Annotated in this window: 23 protein-coding genes; 21 read left to right on the top strand and 2 right to left on the bottom strand. The window is 56.6% G+C overall.

Going from position 1 to position 20,335, the window contains the following annotated elements; all coding sequences use genetic code 11:
* Window positions 1–245: 245 nt before the first annotated feature.
* Entirely contained in the window at window positions 246–1,949 is a 1,704-nt protein-coding gene (locus tag AC13E3_RS08850; RefSeq protein ID WP_482901921.1) for a sigma 54-interacting transcriptional regulator, read from the bottom strand.
* Window positions 1,950–2,309: 360 nt separating this feature from the next.
* Between AC13E3_RS08850 and AC13E3_RS08845 the strand changes: the two genes are divergently transcribed.
* The 21 genes from AC13E3_RS08845 to umuC all read left to right on the top strand — a co-directional run bounded on the left by AC13E3_RS08845 (window position 2,310) and on the right by umuC (window position 20,127).
* Window positions 2,310–2,570, top strand: coding sequence for a phenol hydroxylase subunit (locus tag AC13E3_RS08845; protein WP_273134300.1), 261 nt, complete (start codon window positions 2,310–2,312; stop codon window positions 2,568–2,570).
* 52 nt (window positions 2,571–2,622) lie between these two features.
* Window positions 2,623–3,624, top strand: a complete 1,002-nt coding sequence (locus tag AC13E3_RS08840) for an aromatic/alkene monooxygenase hydroxylase subunit beta (RefSeq protein WP_482901920.1) — start codon at window positions 2,623–2,625, stop codon at window positions 3,622–3,624.
* Complete coding sequence (locus AC13E3_RS08835; RefSeq protein ID WP_043313075.1) at window positions 3,621–3,890, top strand: MmoB/DmpM family protein; 270 nt, start codon at window positions 3,621–3,623, stop codon at window positions 3,888–3,890. Before AC13E3_RS08840 ends, AC13E3_RS08835 begins: the two co-directional genes overlap by 4 nt.
* Before the next feature lie 14 nt (window positions 3,891–3,904).
* The gene (locus AC13E3_RS08830) at window positions 3,905–5,440 is read left to right on the top strand and encodes an aromatic/alkene/methane monooxygenase hydroxylase/oxygenase subunit alpha (RefSeq protein WP_482901919.1); all 1,536 of its coding nucleotides are present in this window, start codon (window positions 3,905–3,907) and stop codon (window positions 5,438–5,440) included.
* Between the two features lie 72 nt (window positions 5,441–5,512).
* Entirely contained in the window at window positions 5,513–5,872 is a 360-nt protein-coding gene (locus AC13E3_RS08825; protein WP_273134304.1) for a phenol hydroxylase subunit P4, read from the top strand.
* 10 nt (window positions 5,873–5,882) lie between these two features.
* Entirely contained in the window at window positions 5,883–6,944 is a 1,062-nt protein-coding gene (locus tag AC13E3_RS08820) for an NADH:ubiquinone reductase (Na(+)-transporting) subunit F (protein ID WP_441808118.1), read from the top strand.
* Window positions 6,945–6,958: 14 nt separating this feature from the next.
* Window positions 6,959–7,264, top strand: coding sequence for a 2Fe-2S iron-sulfur cluster binding domain-containing protein (locus tag AC13E3_RS08815; RefSeq protein ID WP_273134306.1), 306 nt, complete (start codon window positions 6,959–6,961; stop codon window positions 7,262–7,264).
* Between the two features lie 29 nt (window positions 7,265–7,293).
* Window positions 7,294–8,217, top strand: coding sequence for a catechol 2,3-dioxygenase (locus tag AC13E3_RS08810; protein WP_474546213.1), 924 nt, complete (start codon window positions 7,294–7,296; stop codon window positions 8,215–8,217).
* Between the two features lie 46 nt (window positions 8,218–8,263).
* Window positions 8,264–9,721: a 2-hydroxymuconic semialdehyde dehydrogenase gene (locus AC13E3_RS08805; RefSeq protein WP_168450418.1), complete on the top strand. Its 1,458-nt coding sequence runs from the start codon at window positions 8,264–8,266 to the stop codon at window positions 9,719–9,721.
* 7 nt (window positions 9,722–9,728) lie between these two features.
* Window positions 9,729–10,589: an alpha/beta fold hydrolase gene (locus AC13E3_RS08800; protein ID WP_036202316.1), complete on the top strand. Its 861-nt coding sequence runs from the start codon at window positions 9,729–9,731 to the stop codon at window positions 10,587–10,589.
* Window positions 10,589–11,374 carry a 2-oxopent-4-enoate hydratase gene (dmpE, locus tag AC13E3_RS08795; protein ID WP_273134313.1) on the top strand — a complete coding sequence of 262 codons (786 nt, stop codon included), beginning with the start codon at window positions 10,589–10,591 and terminating at the stop codon, window positions 11,372–11,374. The genes AC13E3_RS08800 and dmpE overlap by 1 nt, the downstream gene beginning before the upstream one ends.
* 24 nt (window positions 11,375–11,398) lie before the next feature.
* The gene (locus AC13E3_RS08790; protein ID WP_273134315.1) at window positions 11,399–12,334 is read left to right on the top strand and encodes an acetaldehyde dehydrogenase (acetylating); all 936 of its coding nucleotides are present in this window, start codon (window positions 11,399–11,401) and stop codon (window positions 12,332–12,334) included.
* Between the two features lie 13 nt (window positions 12,335–12,347).
* Window positions 12,348–13,385, top strand: coding sequence for a 4-hydroxy-2-oxovalerate aldolase (dmpG, locus tag AC13E3_RS08785; RefSeq protein WP_273134317.1), 1,038 nt, complete (start codon window positions 12,348–12,350; stop codon window positions 13,383–13,385).
* Window positions 13,382–14,176 (top strand): 2-oxo-3-hexenedioate decarboxylase, encoded by a 795-nt coding sequence (gene dmpH, locus AC13E3_RS08780; protein ID WP_441808112.1) that lies wholly within the window; start codon window positions 13,382–13,384, stop codon window positions 14,174–14,176. The genes dmpG and dmpH overlap by 4 nt, the downstream gene beginning before the upstream one ends.
* 9 nt (window positions 14,177–14,185) lie before the next feature.
* Window positions 14,186–14,377: a 2-hydroxymuconate tautomerase gene (locus tag AC13E3_RS08775; RefSeq protein ID WP_027951160.1), complete on the top strand. Its 192-nt coding sequence runs from the start codon at window positions 14,186–14,188 to the stop codon at window positions 14,375–14,377.
* 37 nt (window positions 14,378–14,414) lie between these two features.
* Window positions 14,415–15,101: a hypothetical protein gene (locus AC13E3_RS08770; RefSeq protein WP_482901918.1), complete on the top strand. Its 687-nt coding sequence runs from the start codon at window positions 14,415–14,417 to the stop codon at window positions 15,099–15,101.
* 5 nt (window positions 15,102–15,106) lie between these two features.
* On the top strand, window positions 15,107–15,562 hold the full coding sequence (locus tag AC13E3_RS08765) for a GlcG/HbpS family heme-binding protein (RefSeq protein ID WP_176282654.1): 456 nt from the start codon (window positions 15,107–15,109) through the stop codon (window positions 15,560–15,562).
* Window positions 15,562–16,953 (top strand): amidase, encoded by a 1,392-nt coding sequence (locus tag AC13E3_RS08760; RefSeq protein WP_482901917.1) that lies wholly within the window; start codon window positions 15,562–15,564, stop codon window positions 16,951–16,953. The genes AC13E3_RS08765 and AC13E3_RS08760 overlap by 1 nt, the downstream gene beginning before the upstream one ends.
* Before the next feature lie 38 nt (window positions 16,954–16,991).
* Window positions 16,992–17,939, top strand: a complete 948-nt coding sequence (locus AC13E3_RS08755) for a ketopantoate reductase family protein (protein ID WP_482901916.1) — start codon at window positions 16,992–16,994, stop codon at window positions 17,937–17,939.
* 26 nt (window positions 17,940–17,965) lie between these two features.
* On the top strand, window positions 17,966–18,703 hold the full coding sequence (locus AC13E3_RS08750) for a hypothetical protein (protein ID WP_176282656.1): 738 nt from the start codon (window positions 17,966–17,968) through the stop codon (window positions 18,701–18,703).
* Between the two features lie 248 nt (window positions 18,704–18,951).
* A complete protein-coding gene (gene umuC / locus AC13E3_RS08745; RefSeq protein WP_482901971.1) occupies window positions 18,952–20,127 on the top strand; it encodes a translesion error-prone DNA polymerase V subunit UmuC in 1,176 nt (391 codons plus the stop codon).
* A 73-nt stretch (window positions 20,128–20,200) separates the two neighbouring features.
* Here umuC and AC13E3_RS08740 read toward each other — a convergent pair whose 3' ends face one another.
* Window positions 20,201–20,323: a hypothetical protein gene (locus AC13E3_RS08740; protein WP_482901970.1), complete on the bottom strand. Its 123-nt coding sequence runs from the start codon at window positions 20,321–20,323 to the stop codon at window positions 20,201–20,203.
* Window positions 20,324–20,335: the final 12 nt, after the last annotated feature.

Genomic DNA, 20,335 nt, shown 5'->3' with positions numbered 1-20,335 from the left:
TCTGTCACCGTCTTTGTTTTTGTGAAGTAAAGCGACTGACGGTGATTCAGCAATGCCTGTGCCAGATTATTATTGATTTTTAACATACTGAATAACAGAGGGTTTTCTGGGGCAGGTAGTATCTTAAGAATTGTGTGGATGATCATTTTCAGCGTTGACTTTTATCAAATGATGAATTTCAGATTCCAGTTGCTGATTTGATCAGTTTACGAAAGCAGCAACATCCGTGTCGCGCTCAAACAGGCTTAGTTCTCAGCGAGAATGCCCGACTTCTTTAGGCGATAGGCTAGTGCCGGGCGAGTAAGCCCGAGCAGTCTCGCAGCTTTTGATACGTTCTGGTTGGCTTGTTCCATCGCTTGCTTCATTAACGTTTCTTCGACCTGGTCAAGGCTGATACCCTGTTCGATCACTTGGTCCGACCAGCTTCCGCCGTACCCACCGGGCTTGCCAGGACGCATGTTTCCGTCATCATCAATGTGTTCAACAGAATCCGGGCTGATTTGAGGGGGGCTCACGAATAGAGCGTCCTGACTGATCGTCTCGTTGTTGTCCGTAAGTATCACGCCTCGCTCGATCACGTTTTCCAGTTCACGAATGTTGCCTGGCCACCGGTATTGCATGCATAGCTCCAGAGCCTTGTCTGAGAGTCCCAGTGTTCGTTTGTTGTATTGGGCGTGGAACTTTTCCAGGAAGTGACTGGCCAGGAGCGGCAAATCTTCCTGGCGATCTCGCAATGGTGGAATGTGTACGGGAAACACGTTCAGTCGATAAAACAGGTCTGCCCGAAATTTGCCGTCTTCAACTGCCTGTTCGAGACTCTCGTTGGTGGCTGCGATGACTCGGACGTTTACCTTCCGGGTGCGATTGTCGCCGACTCTTTCGAGTTCGCTTTCCTGAAGTACCCGAAGAAGCGTGGCTTGTGCCCGGGGGGTTAGCTCAATGACCTCGTCCAGAAAGATTGTGCCGCCATCCGCTCTTTCAAAGCGGCCCTCCCGGGACTGATTGGCGCCGGTGTATGCACCTTTCTCTACACCGAACAGTTCAGCTTCGATCAGGTCTGGCGGAAGGGCTGCACAGTTCACCGCGATGAAGGGGCCATCAGAGCGCTCGCTGCGCAGGTGAACGCTTTGTGCGATGACCTCCTTGCCAACCCCTGTCTCGCCAAGCAGTAACACTGAAACCCTTCCCTGCGCTGCCTTATCGATCATTTTGCAGACTTTGTTGTACGAAGCAGACTGCCCGATACCGTAGTACTGGCCTTGTTGTCTCTGCAGCGTGCTGCGTAGGGAGTTCAACTGTTCCTGAAGGTCGTAGAGTTCTTCGATCATTGGGTCTGTTTTGAAGTAACGGGAGAACTCTTCCGCGTCGGGCCATTCTTCCGCGGGCTTTCCTTCTATCATGCAGGTTTCGTCACCGCAGCCGCGGCAGCTGACTTCCCGGAAGATGATCTCCCTCCCCATAAATGAGGAAGTGTAAGCGCAGGCATAGCCCAGCAAAACCCAGCAGGCGGGCTCCTTCATTTGGCCGAGTTCGGTTTTGCAGATTTCAACTTCCCAGGAGTCGATCCACTCAAGCCGGCCATAGAAATCGCCCGTTTCCTGGTCCAGGTCAATCTCCAGGGGAACAACTTTCACCATTCCTTTGAGGGAGTGGAGCTGGGGCCCTGCAAGAAAAATGTCCAGCTCGCTGCAGTGAGGACGTAACTTGCGGGCAAGCTCTGCGTCTTTGAGGCCGGACAGGTACCCCAGTCGCAAGAAAAAGCCCTTGGCTCTTTCTGTGCCCATGCTATTGACAATTTCGCGACGGAAGGCCGCTAGTGATGTCAGGTTCATCAGCAACATGCGTTGCTCGCCAAACCAGATTTTGCCTTCCGAGCTGTGGAAATGAATCTGCTCCGTCAGATCCTTGAAATCCGTGTAGTTCAGTTGTGGCTTATAACTGACAGCCATGGTCGGAGACCCCCGTTAATTGTTGTGGGTGGGGAGTGGCTCTGGTGGAGCTCAGTAGCTCAATATCTAGCACATGACCAAAGTAAAAAATCAACCAAATAGTAAAAAATGAGAGCTGAAAAGGTAAGTGGCAGTTAGTCGACCATTTGCGAAGGTGCCTTCAGGTTTTAATCATTTGATAAAAAATAAGAGTAGCCTGGATGGCTGTGAGGCCCTCGATAGCAGCGCAGAAATTTTCGGCTAATGAAAAAAGTGTTTTCGAATCAGGATCCTGTGTTTTCGTTTCTACATAAAGATCAAAAGTGGCACAGGCGTTGCTCAGCACTTGGTAGCCGACAAAAAACACAAACGGGTCTAACCATGACTAACGCAACCAATGAGAAAACCTTTGACGAAATGACCCGCTATATCCGGGTCCGCAGCGAGCCAGGCGACAAGTTCGTGGAATTTGACTTTGCCATCGGGTATCCGGAGCTGTTCGTCGAACTGGTGCTCCCCCGCGAAGCCTTCGAAATTTTCTGCAAGCACAACCATGTGGTCCACATGGACTCCGACATGATCCGCGAGATCGACGAAGACATGATGAAGTGGCGCTTCGGAGAGCGCGGCCAACGTTACTGAATATTAGCAACACCCACAATCTGATCCACAAAAACAAAACGGAAAGGTTGATATGAGTATCGAAATCAAAACCACCTCGGTGGAGCCCATTCGTCACACCTACAGCCACATTGCGCGCCGATTTGGTGACAAGCCGGCGACTCGCTATCAGGAAGCGAGCTACGACCTGGAGGCGAAAACCAACTTCCACTATCGCCCCCAATGGGATTCCCGATACGAGCTCAATGATGATCGCCGTACCGCCATCCGCATGGACGACTGGTACGCGGTGTCTGATCCCCGCCAGTACTACTACGGCGTCTACGTAGGCAACCGGGCCAAAATGCAGGAGTCCGCCGAGACCAGCTTTGGTTTTTGCGACAAGCGCAACTTGTTGACGCGCCTGCCGGAAGAGACTCAGAAGCAGCTGCTGCGCCTGCTGGTGCCTCTTCGTCATGTTGAACTGGGCGCCAACATGAACAACAGCAAGATCTCGGGTGACGCTGTAGCCACCACCGTTTCCCAGATGCACATCTACGCCGCGATGGATCGTCTGGGCATTGGTCAGTACCTGTCTCGCATTGCTCTGTTGATTGACGGTAGTACCGGTAAGGCACTGGACGAGTCCAAAGGCTACTGGATGGATGACGAGCTGTGGCAGCCCATGCGCAAACTCGTGGAGGACACCCTGGTTGTTGATGACTGGTTCGAACTGACCCTGGTTCAGAACATTCTGTTGGATGGACTGATGTACACCCTGGTGTACCACAAAATGGATGCCTGGCTTGCGACTCAGGGTGCGGAAGACGTTTCCATGCTCACCGAGTTCATGCGCGACTGGTACAAAGAATCCCTTCGCTGGACCAACGCCATGATCAAAGCCGTCGCCGGTGAGAGCGAAGCCAATTGCGAACTGCTCCAGACGTGGATCGATCAGTGGGAGCCGCAGATCTATAGCGCTCTCCAACCACTGGCAGAAGCCTCGGTGGGTATTGACGCTCTGGATGAAGCCCGGGCGGAGCTTTCTACCCGCCTGAAGAAATTCGGACTGCAGAGTAGGGGAGTCTCAGCATGAGCCAGTTGGTATTCATTGTATTTCAGGACAACGACGACTCTCGCTATCTCGCCGAAGCGGTTATGGAGGATAACCCTCATGCGGAAATACAGCACCAGCCCGCGTTGATCCGGATCCAGGCTGAGAAGCGCCTGGTGATAAATCGGGAAACGATGGAAGAAAAGCTGGCTCGCGATTGGGATGTTCAGGAAATGCTCGTAAATGTCATCAGCATCGGCGGCAATGTCGATGAGGACGATGACCATTTTATTCTTGAGTGGAATTAATTGGGAGAATCATCATGGCTGTTCAAAACAAGAAATTGAATCTCAAAGACAAATACCAGTATCTGACCCGCGACATGGGTTGGGAGCCTACCTACCAGAAAAAAGAAGACATTTTTCCGCACGAGGACTTTGAAGGTATCAAGATTACCGATTGGTCTCAGTGGGAAGACCCATTCCGTCTGACCATGGATTCTTACTGGAAGTATCAGGCGGAAAAAGAGAAGAAGCTGTACGCCATTTTTGATGCGTTTGCCCAGAATAATGGCCACCAGAACATTTCAGACGCTCGCTACGTCAACGCCCTGAAGCTGTTCATCGGTGGCATATCTCCGTTGGAACATGGGGCCTACCAGGGATATGCCAAGGCAGGTCGTCAGTTCAGTGGTACTGGTGCGCGGGTGGCTTGTCAGATGCAGTCGATTGACGAGTTGCGTCATTCGCAGACCCAGCAACACGCCATGAGTCATTACAACAAGCACTTTAACGGCCTGCATGATGCTGCGCACATGCACGACCGGGTGTGGTTCCTGTCGGTGCCCAAGTCGTTCTTTGACGATGCCCGCACCGCTGGTCCGTTCGAATTCCTGACCGCCATTTCGTTCTCGTTCGAGTATGTGCTGACTAACCTCGTGTTCGTTCCGTTTATGTCGGGCGCCGCATACAACGGCGACATGGCCACCGTTACCTTCGGCTTCTCTGCCCAGTCAGACGAAGCACGCCACATGACCTTGGGCCTTGAGGTCATCAAGTTCATCCTGGAGCAGCACGAAGACAACGTGCCCATTGTTCAGCGCTGGATCGATAAGTGGTTCTGGCGCGGATTCCGCCTGCTCAGCCTGGTCAGCATGATGATGGACTACATGCTGCCGAACAAGGTGATGAGCTGGGCCGAGGCCTGGGAAGTGTATTACGAGCAGAACGGTGGAGCCCTGTTCCAGGATCTGGAGCGTTACGGCATCCGTCCGCCCAAGTACCAGGACGTGGCCAACGATGCCAAGCATCACCTGAGCCACCAGCTGTGGACCACTTTCTACCAGTATAGCTATGCCACCAACTTCCATACCTGGGTTCCAAAGAAGGAAGAAATGGACTGGATGTCTGAAAAGTACCCGGACACTTTCGACAAGTACTACCGTCCGCGCTACGAGTTCCTGGCGAAAGAGGCCGCCGCTGGCCGTCGCTTCTACAATAACACCCTGCCGCAACTGTGCCAGGTGTGCCAGGTACCGAACCTGTTCACCGAAATGGGCGCGCCCACCAAGTTGAGCCATCGTCAGTTGGTTCATGAAGGCGAGCGTTACCATTTCTGCTCCGAAGGATGCTGCGACATCTTCAAGCACGAGCCGGAAAAATACGTGCAGGCCTGGCTGCCGGTGCATCAGATCTATCAGGGTAACTGCGAAGGCGAAGATATCGAGACCGTGGTGCAGAAGTACTACCACATCAACATCGGCGAGGACAATTTCGAGTACCTCGGTTCGCCGGACCACAAGCGCTGGATGGCCATCAAGGGCGAAAAGCCTGCTGATGAGAACCAGGACGCCGCCTGATACTGACCCGGGAGTCGCCCGGTAGCCACTGGCGCCGGGCGAACCACCCACAAAAACAACAAGGTGACCATCATGAGTGTAAACGCTTTATACGACTACAAATTCGAGCCCAAAGACAAGGTCGAGAACTTTAACGGCATGCAGCTGTTGTATGTCTACTGGCCTGATCACCTGATGTTCTGCGCGCCGTTAGCGTTGTCGGTTCAGCCGGACATGACCTTCCGTGCCCTGATTGAAGAAATTCTCAAGCCGGCAACTGCAGCGCACCCGGATTCTAGCAAGGCGGATTTCCTGAATGCCGAATGGCTGTTGAACGATGAGCCGTTTACCCCAGATGCGGATGCCAGCCTGATAGATAACGGCATTGATCACAAAAGCATGCTGACGGTCACAACACCTGACCTCAAAGGCATGGCTGGCGTCGGATACTGAGGGTAGTGCTATGAGCCATACCGTAACTATCGAACCCATTGGCGAGCAGATCGAAGTGGAGGAAGGCCAGACCATCCTCGCGGCGGCGCTCCGCCAGGGCGTCTGGTTGCCGTTTGCATGCGGTCACGGCACCTGTGCTACCTGCAAGGTGCAGGTGCTTGAGGGCGACGTCGAGATTGGCGACGCCTCACCGTTTGCCCTAATGGACGTGGAGCGAGGCGAAGGCAAGGTGCTGGCCTGCTGCGCCACAGTGGAAAGCGACGTGACCATCGAAGCCGATATCGATGTCGACCCGGACTTCGAAGGCTACCCGGTGGAGGATTACGTAGCGACAGTAACGGATATTGTTGACCTGTCGCCCACCATCAAGGGTCTGCACCTGAAACTGGACCGCCCGATGACCTTCCAGGCCGGCCAGTACATCAACATCGAAGTGCCCGGAGTTGAGGGTGCCCGCGCGTTCTCACTCGCTAACCCGCCAGGCAAGCCCGATGAAGTGGAACTGCACATTCGCCTGGTTGAAGGGGGCGCTGCAACCACCTACATCCACGAGCAGCTGAAAACAGGCGATGAACTGAACCTGTCCGGCCCCTATGGGCAGTTCTTTGTGCGCAGTTCCCAGCCTGGTGATCTGATCTTCATCGCGGGTGGTTCAGGGCTTTCCAGCCCGCAATCGATGATTCTCGACCTGCTGGAGCAGAACGACGAACGCAAGATCGTGTTGTTCCAGGGCGCCCGCAACCTCGCAGAACTTTACAACCGCGAACTGTTTGAAGCACTGGATCGTGACCACGACAACTTCACCTACGTGCCGGCCCTGAGCCAGGCCGAAGATGACGCCGACTGGCCGGGCTTCCGGGGCTATGTGCACGATGCCGCCAAGGAGCACTTTGATAGCCGGTTCTCCGGTAACAAGGCTTACCTGTGTGGCCCACCTCCGATGATTGATGCCGCGATCACTGTCCTGATGCAAGGCCGGTTGTTCGAGCGGGACATCTTCATGGAGAAATTCCTGACAGCGGCCGACGGTGCGGAAGAAACCCAGCGTTCCGCTCTGTTCAAGAAGATCTGACCGGGAGGTGGGCCATGGCCGGATTCCAGGTAAGCAACCGGACCACCGGCGATCACTTCCTTTGCCAGGAGGGCCAGAGCGTCCTCAAAGCGATGGAGCAGGCAGGCAAGAAGTGTGTGCCGGTCGGGTGCCGTGGCGGTGGCTGCGGTTTCTGCAAGATTCGGATTGTAGAAGGTGATTTCGAGTGCGGAAAGATGAGTAAAGCCCATGTGCCGCCGGAAGCCATCGACAAGGGTGAGGTGCTGGCTTGCAGAATCTACCCGTTGACTGATTTGACCATAGAGTGCGTGCCTCTGCCGGAGGCAGCAGTTGAAAAATAGACAACAACAAAAGCATAGAGGTAATTGTCATGAAAAAAGGTGTGATGCGCCCCGGCCACATTCAGATTCGCGTTCTTGATCTGGACGAAGCCGTCAAACACTACACAGACCTGATGGGTCTGATCGAAACCGACCGCGACGACCAGGGCCGTGTGTATCTGAAGGCCTGGACCGAAGTGGACAAATTCTCGGTTGTGCTGCGCGAGGCCGACGAGCCTGGTTGCGATTTCATGAGCTTCAAGGTGGTGGATGAAGCCACCCTGGTGCAGCTGGAAAAAGACCTGATTGATTACGGCGTTGAGGTTGAGCGGATCCCGGCGGACGAGCTGAAGGACTGCGGCCGCCGCGTTCGCTTTACCGTGCCTTCTGGCCACGCGTTTGAACTCTTCGCCGACAAGAAATACACCGGAAAATGGGGCGTCTCCAGCGTCAACCCGGAGGCCTGGCCCCGTGGCCTGCAGGGCATGAAAGCCGTGCGTTTTGACCACGCCTTATTCTACGGCCCTGAACTGGCCGCCGTGTATGACATCTTCGTCAACGTGCTGGGCTTCTATCTGGCCGAGCAGGTACTGGACCCCGAAGGCACCCGTGTGGCGCAGTTCCTGACCGTGTCCATGAAGGAGCACGACGTGGCCTTCATCCACCACGAAGAGAAAGGCAAGTTCCATCACGCCTCTTTCTTCCTGGATACCTGGGAAGCCGTACTGCGGGCGGCGGATCTGATCTCCATGACCGATACCTCCATCGATATCGGCCCGACCCGTCACGGCCTGACCCACGGGCAGACCATCTACTTCTTTGACCCGTCGGGCAACCGTAACGAAGTGTTCAGCGGCGGCGACTATCACTACCCGGATCACAAACCCATTACCTGGAAGGCGGAAGACCTCGGTAAGGCGATTTTCTACCACGATCGCGTGCTGAACGAACGCTTCCTGACCGTGTTGACCTGATTAGGAACAGGCCGAACGTGATTCAATTTAACAGGACTAGGCAGCCATGAAAGAGTTCAAACATTTTATTAACGGCGAATACGTGGCTTCGGCCAGCGGCAAAACATTCGAAAATCGCTCGCCCGTGGACAATAGCCTGATCGGCCAGGTTCACGAGGCCGGTGAGGCGGAAGTCGATGCTGCCGTTCGTGCCGCTAAAGCCGCGCTTAAGGGCCCCTGGAGCAAGCTGACCCAAAACCAGCGTGCCGCCATGTTGAACAAGATCGCAGACCGCATTAATGAGCGTTTCGACGAATTCCTGGCCGCAGAGTGTCTGGACACGGGCAAACCGCGCTCAATGGCCAGCCATATCGACATCCCCCGTGGCGCAGCCAACTTTAAAGAATTTGCTGACAGTATGAATCATCCGACTGAAGGCTTCCGAATGGATACCCCGGATGGCAAGGGCGCCGTGAACGTAGGCCATCGGACACCAAAGGGCGTTATTGCCGTGGTGTCTCCATGGAACCTTCCTCTGTTGCTGATGACCTTCAAGGTTGGCCCTGCGCTGGCCTGTGGTAACACGGTTGTTGTTAAACCGTCGGAAGAAACACCTGCTACGGCCACTTTGCTGGGTGAGGTCATGAACGAGTGTGGTGTGCCACCAGGTGTGTTTAATGTGGTGCACGGTTTTGGCCCTGACTCTGCGGGTGCTTTCCTGACGTCTCATCCACTAGTGGATGCGATCACCTTCACCGGTGAAACCCGTACCGGTGAGATCATTATGAAAGCCGCCGCAGTGGGCCTTCGTAATGTTTCCATGGAGTGCGGCGGAAAAAACCCTGGCCTTGTGTTCGCCGACTGCGATCTCGAAAAAGCCGTGGAGGGCACGATGCGCTCCGCGTTTGTCAACTGTGGTCAGGTTTGTTTGGGCACCGAGCGGGTCTATGTGGAGCGTTCGATATTTGACCAGTTTCTCGCCCGTATGAAAGAAGAGGTGGCCAAGCTGAAACTGGGCCGACCAGAAGATCCCGATGCGAATTTCGGGCCGCTGGTCAGCTTGGAGCATCGTGACAAAGTTAAAAGCTATTACGACTTGGCTCGCGAAGAGGGTGCAACCGTCGAGATTGGTGGAGGCATTCCCGATATGGGCGCAGAGCTGAACGATGGCGCCTGGATTGAACCGACCATCTGGACCGGCCTGCCGGAAGACGCCCGTGTTATCCGCGAGGAAATTTTTGGTCCGTGCTGTCACATCCGTCCGTTCGATACCGAAGAAGAAGCCATCGAGTTGGCCAATGACACCAGCTACGGTCTTGCCTGCGCCATCTGGACAGAAAATTCTGCCCGGGCTCTCCGCGTGGCGGAACAGATGGAAGTTGGTCTGGCGTGGGTGAACTCCTGGTTCCTGCGTGATCTGCGCACATCCTTCGGCGGCGCCAAACAATCAGGGATTGGTCGTGAGGGCGGCGTGCATGGTCTGGAGTTCTACACTGAAACCAAAAACATCTGTATCAAACTGTGAGGTAGCCATGAACGTACCTGTAGACAGCCCGGAAATCGGGCGTGAGATCACCGCGGCCGGCTACCGGACCAATGTGCACGATCACGGCGAAGGTGGCTTCCCATTGATGATGATTCACGGTTCCGGCCCCGGGGTAACCGCCTGGGCCAACTGGCGCCTGGTGATTCCCGAGCTGGCCAAACACCGCCGTGTGGTTGCGCCGGACATGCTCGGCTTTGGTTACAGCGAGCGCCCGGAAGACAAGATCTATAACCGTGAGCGTTGGGTAAAACACGCCATCGGTGTTATGGACGAGCTGGGGCTTGATCAGGTCGATCTGGTGGGCAACTCCTTCGGGGGTGGTCTGTCATTGTCGTTGGCCATCGAGCATCCAGAGCGCGTTCGCCGTCTGGTACTGATGGGCTCTGCCGGGGTCAGCTTTCCGATCACCAAAGGCCTGGATGAAGTCTGGGGTTACCAGCCCTCGCTGGAAACCATGCGCCGGTTGATGGATGTATTTGCCTTCAACAAAGGCCTGCTGACCGATGAACTGGCAGAGATGCGTTACCAGGCCAGCATTCGCCCGGGCTTTCAGGAGTCCTTTGCGGCCATGTTCCCGGCCCCGCGTCAGCGTTGGGTGGACAACCTGGCCAGCCCTGAAGAGGCGATCCGCGCGCTGCCCCACGAAACCCTGATTATCCACGGTCGCGAAGACGAAGTGATTCCCCTGGAAGCCTCATATAAGTTGGCTGAACTGATTGATCGTGCCCAGCTGCACGTGTTCGGCCGCTGCGGTCACTGGACACAGATTGAACACGCCTCCCGGTTCGCCCGGTTGGTCGACGATTTTCTGAACGAGGCGGATCAGGCCGCCGCCGGAGGCAAGTAATGGACCAGCAGAAAATCCAGCAGTTCGGCGACGAACTCTACGAAGCCATGGTCAAGCGGGAAGCAGTCTCCCCGCTGACCAGCCGTGGCGAAGACATCAGCATCGAGGATGCCTACCACATCTCCCTGCGCATGCTTGAGCGCCGGCAGCAGGCCGGTGCCCGGGTAATCGGCAAGAAGATCGGCGTTACCAGCAAAGCGGTGATGAACATGCTGAACGTTCATCAGCCGGATTTCGGTTACCTGACCGACGACATGGTGTTCAACAGCGGTGAAGCGGTGCCCATCAGCGACCGCCTGATTGCCCCTCGTGCCGAAGGCGAAATTGCCTTCATCCTGAAAAAGGATCTGACCGGCCCGGGTATCACCAACGCAGACGTGCTGGCAGCGACCGAATGCGTGATGCCCTGTTTCGAGATTGTCGATTCCCGCATCCAGGACTGGAAGATCGCCATTCAGGACACCATTTCCGACAACGCGTCCTGTGGCCTGTTTGTGCTGGGCGACAACGCGGTTTCGCCCCGGGATATCGACCTGGTGACCTGCGGCATGGTGGTGGAGAAGAACGGTTCCATCATCAGCACCGGCGCCGGCGCAGCCGCGTTGAGCTCTCCAGTGAACTGCGTGGCCTGGCTGGCCAACACCCTGGGCGAGTTTGGTATTTCCCTGAAGGCAGGTGAAGTCATCCTGTCGGGCTCCCTGGTACCGCTGGAGCCGGTGAAAGCCGGTGACACCATGCGTGTGGACATTGGCGGGATTGGCAGCGCTTCTGTGCGCTTTGTCTGATCCGGACCAAACGAGGACAAGATTATGAGCAAGAAAATCAAAGCCGCGATTATCGGCTCGGGCAACATCGGCACCGACTTGATGATCAAGATCCTGCGTAATGGCAAGAACATCGAAATGGGCGCCATGGTCGGTATCGACCCGGAATCCGACGGCCTGGCCCGTGCCAACCGCATGGGCGTCGCCACCACCCACGAAGGCGTGGACGGCCTGGTGAAGATGCCGGAGTTTGCCGACATCGACATCGTGTTTGATGCCACCTCCGCCGGTGCCCACATGCACAACGAAGTGTTCCTGCGTGGCCACAAAGAAAACATCAAGATTGTGGACCTGACGCCGGCGGCCATCGGGCCGTACTGCGTGCCGGTAGTGAACCTGGAACAGAACCTGAATGAAGGTAACGTGAACATGGTTACCTGCGGTGGTCAGGCCACGATTCCGATGGTGGCCGCTGTGTCTCGCGTGGCCAAGGTGCACTACGCCGAAATCGTTGCGTCGATTTCCAGTAAGTCTGCCGGCCCCGGCACCCGCGCGAACATCGACGAATTCACCGAAACCACCTCCAAGGCCATTGAAGTGGTCGGTGGTGCCCAGAAGGGCAAGGCCATTATCATCCTGAACCCGGCCGAGCCGCCCTTGCTGATGCGTGACACCGTCTACGTGCTGTCTGACGCTGCTGATCAGGCGGAAGTCGAAGCCTCCGTAGAAGAAATGGTGCAAGCCGTGTCGTCCTACGTACCGGGCTACCGCCTTAAGCAGAAAGTCCAGTTCGACGTCATTCCTGAAGACCAGCCCATGAACGTCCCGGGTCTCGGCCGCTTCAGTGGCTTGAAAACCTCCATCTTCCTGGAAGTGGAAGGTGCGGCCCATTACCTGCCCGCGTACGCCGGCAACCTGGACATCATGACCTCCGCCGCCCTCGGTACCGCCGAGCGCATCGCCGAATCGCTGGTCAACTGAGGAGGACCGAACCATGACCTTTAACCCCGGTAAAAAACTCTACATCTCCGACGTGACCCTGCGAGACGGCAGCCACGCCATTCGTCACCAGTACTCCATCAAGAACGTGCAGGACATCGCACGGGCCCTGGACAAGGCGAAAGTCGACAGCATTGAAGTCGCCCACGGCGACGGCCTGCAAGGCTCCAGCTTTAACTATGGCTTTGGCGCCCACACCGACCTGGAGTGGATCGAAGCCGTGGCCGAAGTGGTGGAACACGCCCAGATTGCCACCTTGCTGCTGCCCGGTATCGGTACCGTCCACGACCTGGACAACGCCTACAAAGCCGGTGCCCGGATTGTTCGTGTCGCCACTCACTGCACCGAAGCCGATGTCTCCAAACAGCACATCGAGCACGCAAGAAAGCTGGGCATGGACACCGTCGGCTTCCTGATGATGAGCCACATGCAGACCCCGCAGGGCCTGGCTGAACAGGCGAAGATGATGGAAGACTACGGCGCCACCTGCCTGTACGTGGTGGACTCCGGCGGTGCCATGAACATGAACGACATCCGGGACCGCTTCCGGGCCCTGAAGGATGTTCTGAAACCGGAAACCAAAACGGGCATCCACGCCCACCACAATCTGGCGCTGGGGGTGGCCAACTCCATCGTCGCAGTGGAAGAAGGCTGTGACCGCATCGACGCCAGCCTCTCTGGCATGGGCGCCGGCGCCGGTAACGCACCGCTGGAAGTGTGCATTGCCGCTTTCGACAAGCTGGGCTGGAACCACGGTACTGATGTGTACGCCCTGATGGACGCGGCCGACGACATCGTACGACCGCTGCAGGACCGCCCGGTTCGCGTTGACCGTGAAACCCTGGCCCTGGGCTACGCTGGCGTGTACTCCAGCTTCCTGCGCCATTCCGAAGTGGCGGCGCAGAAGTATGGCCTGAAGACTGTGGATATTCTCGTTGAATTGGGCAAACGCCGGATGGTGGGTGGCCAGGAAGACATGATCGTGGACGTGGCGCTGGATCTGCTGAAGGCGCAAGAGGAGCAAAAAGCATGAGTAAGACCCTGAGCAATGACCAGATGCTGGCCCTGGCCGAGCACGTAGAAAACGCCGAACTGAACGCCCGCGATATCACCAAGGTCACCAATGATTATCCGGACATGACCTTCGAAGACGCTTACGACGTGCAGTGGGAAATCCGTCGTCGCAAGGAAGAGCGTGGAAACAAGGTTGTGGGCATGAAAATGGGCCTGACCTCCTGGGCCAAGATGGCCCAGATGGGCGTGGAAACCCCGATCTATGGTTTCCTGGCAGATTACTTCAGCGTTCCGGACGGCGGTGTGGTCAACACCAAGGAACTGATTCATCCGAAAATCGAAGCCGAAATCGCCTTCGTGACCAAGGCGCCCCTGCATGGCCCCGGTTGCCATATCGGTGACGTCCTGGCCGCCACCGACTTCGTGATCCCGGCGGTGGAAGTGATCGACTCCCGCTACGAGAACTTCAAGTTCGACCTGGTGAGCGTGGTGGCTGACAACGCCTCCTCCAGCCGTTTTATCACCGGTGGCACTATGGCGAACTTGGCCGATCTAGACCTTAAAACCCTAGGAGTGGTGGTGGAAAAGAACGGTGAAGTGGTAGACGTGGGCGCTGGTGCTGCTGTGCTGGGCCATCCGGCGTCTAGCGTTGCCATGCTTGCTAACCTACTGGCTGAGCGCGGTGAACACATTCCGGCCGGTACTTTTATTATGACCGGCGGAATCACAGCGGCAATTGCGGTGGAAGCCGGAGATAACATCAGCGTTCGCTACCAGGGGCTGGGTACTGTCACGGCCCGGTTCGAATAAGGAGGTTATATGCCCGTTGCCCAAATCAACATCCTGGAAGGTCGTACCGACGAGCAAAAGGAGATGCTGATCCACGAGGTAACCGACGCCATTGTCCGTTCCCTCGGAGCGCCGGTTGAAAGTGTGCGCGTCATTCTCAACGAGATGCCCAAGCAACATTTCGGCATTGGCGGGCAGTCGGCGAAGAAGCTGGGGCGATAAGCCCCGGCGATGATTGCGGATTTTTAGGAGAAGGCAAATGAGCAAACTTCCAGTGTTATTTGTCTCCTGCGATGCGGACAACATCCAGTCCCGGGAACAAGCCGGCTCAGGGCCTGCACGGATGATCTGGGGCAAGCAGTACAAAAGCGTGGTGGTGATCAGCTCCAGTGCCGGCCAAAATGCCCCGGAAATCCTGCAGCTCAAAGGCAGCGGCTCCACCTCGGGCAGGATAAAGGCGCTGCTCTCAGACCAGGGTTTTGAGCCGGAAGTGCATTCACGGGACGTATCGAGCAGGCACCAGTTGTTCCGGGTGCTTCTGGCAGAGGAGCCGGGGGAGTTAACGGAACTCATCCTTAATACCGGTATGAGTGAGCTTGAATACCGGCGAGTCGGGCGGTGTCTGGAGGTGCTTCGGGAACAGGAGGTCCTTGTGATCTGCCTCGATGACAAGCCTTGCCATAGAGAAGCAGACGGTGTTTCCCTGCACGACCGGCATTTACGGGAGCTACTCAGTGCCTGGGCACAGGATCAGCAGTGGGTCGCCGTGATGTCATTCAAGGGCGATGCTGCGGGCTCCACCCAAACCAATCGCCTGGATGACCCGACGGTGTGCCTGCTCAATGCCGCGTTTACCCTGGGGGGCTCGCAGTTTCCGCAACGGATGTTCAGCAGTGGAATGAACAATGCGGCACAGATGCTGTCCGGATTTGGCTGGATGAGATAGCAACTATGGATAACAACCAGGAACTCACACTCGTACAACCCTCGTTTTCTTTGACTGAACAAACGTCGCTAAGTTTGCTTCAGGCGGCCATTAACAAGGCTGGAGAGCTGGGCATCAAGGCGACGGTGTCGGTTGTCGATGCCTCAGGGCGTCAGTTGGCTTTCCTTAAAATGGCGGGCTCCTTTCTCGTGTCTTCCGAGCTGTCGCAGAAAAAAGCCATCACGGCGGCCGGTATGGGCCTCAACACGGTAGATCTTGAAAACGTGTTGGCTTCAGCCCCTGCCAGGGTGCTGGATGGCCTCAACCAGGCCGGCGACTTCACCATGATTGGCGGCGGCGTTCCGCTCTACCGTGATGGCGTTCTGGTCGGTGGCATCGGGGTGTCTGGGGGTAGCGAAGATGAAGACATCGAATGCGCCCGTTTTGCCGCACAAGCTATTGACCTTGCCAAGGAATCGTAATGGCTCAAGCGCCACTGTTGGCAACGCCGTTAAGGCAGCTGGCACAACAGCTTGAGTCCGGAACCCGGACTGGTGAGGCTCTGGTCGAAGCGGCCATTGATGCCGCTAAGACGGGTGATCACGGTGCCTATGTCAGTTGGCGCCCGGAGTCTGCGCTCGAACTTGCCCGTGCCGGAGACAAGGTAAGGGCTGCAGGCGGTAACACCGGGCCTTTGATGGGCATACCTGTGTCGGTGAAAGATCTGTTCGGTGTGCCCGGTTTTCCAACCTATGCCGGTTGCTCCCGTGCCTTGCCAGAACACTGGCAGCAGGCAGGCCCCCTCATTCACGCCCTCCAGTCCCAACTGGCGCCCGTGGTGGGTAAAACCCATTGCGTGGAATTGGCATTCGGAGGGCTCGGTACTAATAGCCACTGGGGAACACCCAGAAACCCTTGGGACAAGCGTGTTCACCGTGTTCCTGGTGGCTCCAGTTCCGGTGCGGGTGTTTCCCTGATCAATGGAACTGCCGCGTTGGCCCTGGGCACCGATACCGCCGGTTCCGTTCGTGTGCCCGCAACGATGACCGGCGTGGCGGGGCTGAAATTGACTGCCGGGCGATGGCCAACATCGCAGATTGTACCCCTGTCGAGTACCTTGGACACGCCCGGGTTGTTGGCGCACCGTGTCGATGACCTGGCCTATGCCTTCAGTGCCCTAGACCCGGTTGTCGGGAAACAAGGCAGGCAGCTGCCAGCGGTCCCGGTTCTTGCCAGTCTCACCTTCGGCGTCCCCTCGGCGTTCTTTTGGGAAGACTGCAGCCCCGGCATTGCCGAAATCGTGGAGCAGGCTTTGATGTCCCTGGAAAGGGCGGGTGCCCGGCTGGTTCGATTTGATTTTTCGGGACTCAATGAAATCTATAGCCTGTTTCTTCAGGGTGGTGTGGCGGCGCCGGAACTGGCGGCTTTTATCCGGCAAGAACTGCCGGAGATTATGCCCGCGCTGGATCCTAACGTAGCGGCAAGGTTGCGCACCGCTGAGGAGCTGCCGGCATGGAAATATATCCACAGGCTGGACCTCATCAAGCGCCTGTCAGTCAGCGCCGCCACCGAATTGCAGGGTATCGATGCTCTGCTGACGCCGACGGTTACGCTGACACCGCCTGCGGTGGATAGTCTGGACGAGCCGGGGGCCTACGCGACGGCAAACATACAGGCCTTGCGTAACACCGCCATGGCCAACTATCTGGGCCTGTGTGGACTGACCCTGCCAGTGGGGAAAGATAAAGCGGGGATGCCAGTTGGTTTGCAGTTGTTAAAAGGGCCATGGCAGGAAGGCCGGCTTCTGGCGATTGGCCAGGCAGTTGAACGTTGCCTGGGTTTCGGTCCTGATATACTCGGAAGTTGTCCATGAATCCTGTCTGACCAACATCCTGACGTATCGAGGTTGCAGTGGCTGCATTAAAAATACTGATGATCGGTGCTGGCGGCATCGGAGGCTACTACGCCGCAAGGCTGGCTGGAGCTGGCCACCAGGTTGTGCTGACGGCGCGTGGCAGTCACCTTCAGGCACTGAAAGCGGATGGCCTGACCGTTGATTATGAAGGTCGGGTGCTCTGGCATGGTCTTCCTGCCTGTGATCATCAGACGCTCCTTCGGGATTACCATCCGAACGATTTTGATCTAGTTGCCATTGCCCTCAAATCCACGGCGACCCGTGCCCTCATGACCGAACTTTGCGACTGGCTGCGTTCCGGTTCCGTACCGGTGCTGTCATTGCAGAATGGCGTTGATAACGAACCCCTGATTGCCGAAGTGGTGGGTGAGGCGCGTGTGCTCGGTGGCCTGGCCGTGCGCATTGGTGGCCATATTACTGAACCCGGTAAGGTGTTTGCCGAAGGCGTGGCCCAGATCGTGATGGGCGCCTGGCCCGCACAGCAACCGAAAGACGATCCGCGTGCGGATTTTCTCAAGGTTCTGGAAGTTGCTTTTAATGAAGCCGGTATTCCCACCACTATGACTGAAAACATCCGGTATGAACTCTGGCGCAAGTTGGTCATCAACAACGGCGTAAATCCACTCTCGGCCCTGACACGCCTGGATACTCGAAGCCTGACTCACCACCCCCAGTTCCGGCACGTTGTATTTGGGATGATGAGTGAAACGGTAGAGGCATCGAAAGCGGATGGTGTAAACCTGACCCGTAAAGATTTGGAAGAAATGTTTGAGTTGATCAGTAGTTTTAACGCGATTAAAACATCCATGCTGATTGACCGGGAAAAAGGCCGTCCATTGGAGTTGGAAAGTATCGCTGGAGCTGTTCTCAGACGGTGTGATGCTCTGGAGGTGGAGGCGCCCTATACCAGCCTGGTAAATGCTTTGCTGAATCATGGTCTCTGACAAACTCCCGCCCATTTGGTCGCTGCATGGCCTCGGCACTGACCCGGAACACTGCATTTCTGACCCTGCACATTGCCCCGTCGCGTTACAGCGTAAAGCGTGTACCCGGTTGGCTGGACCGCCAGCCAGCGGATCAGTTCCCCCGGGCGGGTCTGGTTTTAAGCATTCACTCGGTCTGGCCGCAGATCAATATCTACCCCTACCTGCGGATGCAGAATATCTCGGTGGTCCCGATTGATGCCGCGACCGCGATGATGCCGGGCGGGGAGCGCGTGGCGGTGAACGATATGGCCGGCGGCGAGCCCGGATACTTCTGGCTGAACCCGGCCAACGCACTGGTGATGTTGGGGATTATCCACCGGGACCTGCTGGCGTATGTCGAGCAGAGCTGCCTGTCCCCGGACGCCATGTCCAGGCAAGCCGACGCCCTGAAGCGCAGTTTCGACAGCTCGAGCCAGCAGTTGCGGGGCATCCAGCTGGAGCTGGACCGCAAAATCGGCGCGCTGGAGGCCCTGCAGTTCGCTGTCCGGCGACAGGAGCTGACCCCGCTCGGCCAGGCTAGCTACCTGCCTGAAGTGGCATTCGAGCAGGTGCTGACCGGCGAGTTACCGACGCTGCTGATTACCACGCTTGAGCCGGATCACAGCAAGCTGGCTGACGTTCCTCAGCATGTGTCGATCTGGCATGTGGACGACTTTTCGAAGTATACGGAAGACGGGTTTATCAGCCGTTGGGAGCGTAACCTGAGTGAGTTGCTGCGGTAAACCTTGGCAAGCCCCCGATGCAATAGACGCCTGATAGCGTCACCCTAAACGAACGGCGACGCCCACTACATTGCACCTTCGACTTCATTTCTTGCGTGCACACAGTGCAAGTGTTACCCGCGAGTTTGAATGTCCGCTTTGCGACCTTAACGGCCGAATTATGCTGGTAATCTACGGCCAGAACCGGCCAAAATATTGTCACATTATCAGAGTGAAAACCTGAAAAAGTGTAACTCCGACTCTTTTCAATCTTTTCAGTCACTTATAAGGTTGTTACATGTAACCACAGGACTAATAAGATGGGCGTGCCGGTTCATCACATCAAACCGGAAATTCGCCGGTACGGCATCCAGGTGTTCTCCTCCAACTACACCCTCTATGGCGATATGAGCAGACGGGTTATGACCACTCTTGAAGCCCTGGCTCCGCGAGTAGATGTCTATTCCATCGATGAAGCGTTTCTGGACCTGACCGGCATTGACCGGGTGGTGTCTTTCGAGCACTTTGGGCGGAAGATCAAGAACACGGTTTATCAGAACGTCGGCTTGCCAGTCTGTGTGGGCATTGCACCTACGCGAACCCTGGCCAAGCTGGCCAACCATGCCGCCAAGAAGTACCCGGCAACCGGCGGCGTAGTCGATCTGACGGACCCCGCCCGGCAACGGCGGCTGATGGCTCGCGTACCGGTTGAGGACGTATGGGGTGTCGGGCGAAAACTCCGTGCCAGGCTTCAGGCCATGGGCATAGTCACGGCGTTACAGTTAGCGGATACCCATCTGGCAACGCTCAGAAAACAGTTCTCTGTCGTGTTGGAACGCACGGCCCGCGAACTCAACGGCATTCCCTGTGTGCCGTGGTATGAAGTGCCACCGCCCAAGAAACAAATCATGTGCTCCCGTTCATTTGGTCAGCCCCTTCAAAAACTGAGCGACCTGGAAGAAGCCGTGGTGCACTTTGCGACTCGCGCTACCGAAAAACTTCGGGGAGGTCAGCAGTATGCGGGAGAGCTGATGGTGTTCATTCGAACGAATCCGTTCAAGACGACGGCACCGCAGTATTCACGCAGTGCCAGCGTGAAGCTCATCCAGCCCAGCCAGGACTCCCGGGTTATTGTGCAGCAGGCCCTGAACCTGCTTCGACCGATGTACCGGGAAGGATTTAATTACGCAAAGGCCGGCGTTATGTTGGGGGAGCTAGTGGAAGAAGTGGGGCTTCAAGAGGATCTATTCCAAGCGGCCCCGGAGCAGGTGCCAGACAATGGCAGATCGGAGCGCCTGATGGTGGTGATGGATACGATCAACCGAAAGTCCAGGGCGACGGTCTACATGGCCAGAGAGGCAGGGCCTGCGGCCTACGCGATGCGGCGGGGGCATTTGTCGCCGGCGTATACGACCAGCTGGGATGACTTGCCAAAGGTTCGCTAGTAAACAAAAGCGAACATTCACCGCACCCCCAATTCCAGGCTTTACGCCCCTTAAACGGGTAAGCAATGCCCCATCAAGAACTTGGCAAACGATCAAAAGGGCTGACGGTTCCAGCACGTCGATCGCCAATGACATGCGTGTAGATTTCTGTCGTTCGAATGTCGCTATGCCCAAGAATTTCCTGAACCGTCCTGATATCGCTCCCCGA

Source organism: Marinobacter sp. L-80 (assembly GCF_056859395.1).
This window is presented reverse-complemented; position numbering and strand designations above follow the sequence as displayed.

Bases quoted from the DNA above. Each gene is read 5' to 3' on its own strand.
- dmpE (WP_273134313.1), top strand. From the start codon at position 10,589: ATGGACCAGCAGAAAATCCAGCAGTTCGGCGACGAACTCTACGAAGCC.
- AC13E3_RS08805 (WP_168450418.1), top strand. From the start codon at position 8,264: ATGAAAGAGTTCAAACATTTTATTAACGGCGAATACGTGGCTTCGGCC.
- AC13E3_RS08750 (WP_176282656.1), top strand. From the start codon at position 17,966: ATGGCCTCGGCACTGACCCGGAACACTGCATTTCTGACCCTGCACATT.
- AC13E3_RS08765 (WP_176282654.1), top strand. From the start codon at position 15,107: ATGGATAACAACCAGGAACTCACACTCGTACAACCCTCGTTTTCTTTG.
- AC13E3_RS08820 (WP_441808118.1), top strand. From the start codon at position 5,883: ATGAGCCATACCGTAACTATCGAACCCATTGGCGAGCAGATCGAAGTG.
- AC13E3_RS08800 (WP_036202316.1), top strand. From the start codon at position 9,729: ATGAACGTACCTGTAGACAGCCCGGAAATCGGGCGTGAGATCACCGCG.
- AC13E3_RS08815 (WP_273134306.1), top strand. From the start codon at position 6,959: ATGGCCGGATTCCAGGTAAGCAACCGGACCACCGGCGATCACTTCCTT.
- AC13E3_RS08835 (WP_043313075.1), top strand. From the start codon at position 3,621: ATGAGCCAGTTGGTATTCATTGTATTTCAGGACAACGACGACTCTCGC.
- AC13E3_RS08810 (WP_474546213.1), top strand. From the start codon at position 7,294: ATGAAAAAAGGTGTGATGCGCCCCGGCCACATTCAGATTCGCGTTCTT.
- AC13E3_RS08770 (WP_482901918.1), top strand. From the start codon at position 14,415: ATGAGCAAACTTCCAGTGTTATTTGTCTCCTGCGATGCGGACAACATC.
- dmpH (WP_441808112.1), top strand. From the start codon at position 13,382: ATGAGTAAGACCCTGAGCAATGACCAGATGCTGGCCCTGGCCGAGCAC.
- AC13E3_RS08760 (WP_482901917.1), top strand. From the start codon at position 15,562: ATGGCTCAAGCGCCACTGTTGGCAACGCCGTTAAGGCAGCTGGCACAA.
- AC13E3_RS08845 (WP_273134300.1), top strand. From the start codon at position 2,310: ATGACTAACGCAACCAATGAGAAAACCTTTGACGAAATGACCCGCTAT.
- AC13E3_RS08825 (WP_273134304.1), top strand. From the start codon at position 5,513: ATGAGTGTAAACGCTTTATACGACTACAAATTCGAGCCCAAAGACAAG.
- AC13E3_RS08775 (WP_027951160.1), top strand. From the start codon at position 14,186: ATGCCCGTTGCCCAAATCAACATCCTGGAAGGTCGTACCGACGAGCAA.
- dmpG (WP_273134317.1), top strand. From the start codon at position 12,348: ATGACCTTTAACCCCGGTAAAAAACTCTACATCTCCGACGTGACCCTG.
- AC13E3_RS08830 (WP_482901919.1), top strand. From the start codon at position 3,905: ATGGCTGTTCAAAACAAGAAATTGAATCTCAAAGACAAATACCAGTAT.
- AC13E3_RS08790 (WP_273134315.1), top strand. From the start codon at position 11,399: ATGAGCAAGAAAATCAAAGCCGCGATTATCGGCTCGGGCAACATCGGC.
- AC13E3_RS08850 (WP_482901921.1), bottom strand. From the start codon at position 1,949: ATGGCTGTCAGTTATAAGCCACAACTGAACTACACGGATTTCAAGGAT.
- AC13E3_RS08840 (WP_482901920.1), top strand. From the start codon at position 2,623: ATGAGTATCGAAATCAAAACCACCTCGGTGGAGCCCATTCGTCACACC.